Origin of the sequence: Succinimonas sp. (assembly GCF_045225735.1) — a bacterium.
Lineage (GTDB): Bacteria > Pseudomonadota > Gammaproteobacteria > Enterobacterales > Succinivibrionaceae > Succinimonas.
In genome coordinates, this window is record NZ_JBGVBR010000297.1 from 1 (window position 1) to 2,493 (window position 2,493).

Consider the following 2,493-nt stretch of genomic DNA (forward strand, 5'->3'; position numbering starts at 1 on the left):
TCCTCTATAACAGAGCCATTATTTTATTCCGTTGCTGCTATTGTACACCAAGAGAGCCGGTGTATGCCTCTAAAAGAGCGGGGCCGCCGTAAGGGCTATCCTGCCATCAGCAGGGACTCATAGCCGCACTTCCGGCACTTAATCCGATAATGCCCCCGGGCCGGCGGATGATTTCCGGAGGGGAGCTTCCTTAAAACAGGCTTCAGGAGCCGGGAAAGGGGATTATCCGGCAGGGGAATTTCAGGGATCAGCTCCAGATCCTCGGACTGACACCGGGGACACTTGCCGAGAGGCGGGGTATCTTTTTCGGGCATTTCAGAGCTCCTTAAGACAGTTTTGGCAATCCGGAAACAGGGCCGATTCCGGGGCTTCAGCCGGAACCTTGTCCGGCCGGATCATCCTCGAGATTTGCATCAGTCGCGGAGTAAAGAACCAGCTGCTGCCGGATACGTTCCTTAATTTCATTAAGGAGACGCTGATAGTCATCCTGCTCCTCGGTCACGGTTACGGCGGTAAAGTCCAGCTTTTCCGGACGGATGCCTTTCCGCTTCAGAAGAGCCAGGAACGCCGCGCCGCTTTCCAGCTTCACCATAGCCCCGAAGCCCAGAATTCTGATCACGATTTCCCGCCAGTCTGCCTCCGGATAGAGGAGCTTCACGAGGCAGGTGCCGGTTTTCTCATCGAAGCAGGCGCGCTTGTCGTAAAAGGAAAACTCCGTCAAAAACCGCACAATGCTGTTGCGATCCTGGGTTACCCGCACCACGGCGAAGCGGAAGTCCCGTTTTTGGTCTTCCAGAAACTTTCCGGTATCCTCGATGGCGGGGTTCCAGGGGCAGGTCTTCAGGATCTCCACGGATGACACGGTGGCCAGATTAATCGTGGTGTTCTGGAGAGCGTCTTCTTTTGCGTTAACGGCAAAAAGCCGGAATTTGGCGTTTTTCAGGGAGAACTCCAGCCGGAGCGGGGCCAAATCGATCTTACGGCTTACCCCGTTCTTGACAGGGGTGTAGGTGACGCTGGCAAACTTCCGCTGCGAGATAGCCTCTCTCAGAAGGCGGAAATTCCTGATGTAGTTCTGCCGGGCTTCCGGAGTGTGTCCCGGTGTTACCACGGGATCACCCTCCTTTTCGGCATCTATGATAACAAACGGCGTATCCCGGGTGTCCGGGTCAAAAAGCGAGCCAGGCTTCCAGAGCTCCGCGGTGCCTGCATTGGGATTCTTTTTACTGTTTTCCTCCCTGAGGAAAGGCAGCATTTCAGACTGGATTTTTTGGTATTCCTTTTCAGTGAAAAAGAGTTCGGCCAGAGGATCTTTGAGGGCGGTGTAAAGCCAGGAAAGCTCCGCTTGGGTCAGGGGGAGCTCTATAAGATGAGCGAGGTCGATTCCGGGATTAAGCTTCAGGTATTCTGAGGACTTGGCTTTCACGTAATCCGGAAACAGGTCATTGGCAAAATAATTTTTGTAATGCTCCCATACCTTGAATTTAAGACCGTGGGATTCGGCGGTTTGGACAATGATGTGTGTAATATCCTGTTTCAGGAAATACACCTGCTTTTTGGAAGGGGGGGTTACCATGTGTTCCCGGCAGGTATTCAGTATTTGGCGGGTAATTTCCGCAAAGATGCCATAGTATTCTGAAAATATCCCAGGATCCGCGGTCGAGGTATTGAAGCATTTATTGCTTTCGGTGTTGTTTTCGGAGTCATTCTCCTCCGGATCCTGATGGTAAACGCTCTTAACTTTTCCGGAGAGCTCTTCCTCGGGTTCGATAATACCGTAGAGCCGCAGCATTTTAGCGAGATCATCAAAAAAGATTTTACGGAACCGCTCTCTATTGGTTTTAAGTCCGGAAATTCTCCCGAGGTAGGTTTTAACCCAGCTTTGGAGCTCGTCCTCGTCCTGAGCCTCTGTCCGGTAAACGGCATACATAGCATCTCCCGTTTGTCCGGTGACCTCCACAGTGCCGTTCCGGCGCTCCCGGCGGAGTCTTCGGATGGAGTGATTCCGTTCGGGATCCCTGTCGGCATCATTTTCAATTTTGATTTTGAAATTAATTTCAATGAGGCCGCTGTCCCGGGGGCCGTATTTTTCCCTTTCGTCAGGATCCCGGATCACCGTCCGGCTGCCCCATTTTATGGAAGTTTCGTACAGGTCATCCGGGAGATCCGGAGCTGAAATTTTATCTTCCGGGAGCCTGATCTCGGTGATGCTGTCAAGCAGAATGGATGCGGCGCCGCTTCTGACCGGCCGGGGCATATCAGCGCCGGGAAGATAGTGTCTTTCGGCGATGATATACCCGAAGACATACCGCCGCCCCTTGAAGCAGGAGGTGAGGATTTTGAGGGGCAGCATGGTCACGATGAGTTTATTTTGGTTGGAATAGGTATAGAGGGCCTCGTCGGGCTCTAGCACGGTAAATTCCACCACCTGCCTGTTACTTATGGTTGTAAGGGTGTACCAGGCGATTTCGTCATTGAGAGTCTGGGCACAGA

2 protein-coding genes are annotated in these 2,493 nt (G+C 52.7%); both read right to left on the reverse strand.

The genetic code is table 11. From position 1 onward, the window contains the following. Positions 1 to 95: 95 nt before the first annotated feature. Positions 96 to 314: a hypothetical protein gene (locus ACJROR_RS10735; RefSeq protein WP_406547052.1), complete on the reverse strand. Its 219-nt coding sequence runs from the start codon at positions 312 to 314 to the stop codon at positions 96 to 98. Between the two features lie 56 nt (positions 315 to 370). After that, positions 371 to 2,493: WYL domain-containing protein (locus ACJROR_RS10740; protein WP_406547053.1), on the reverse strand; the 2,123-nt coding region annotated here is incomplete at its 5' end.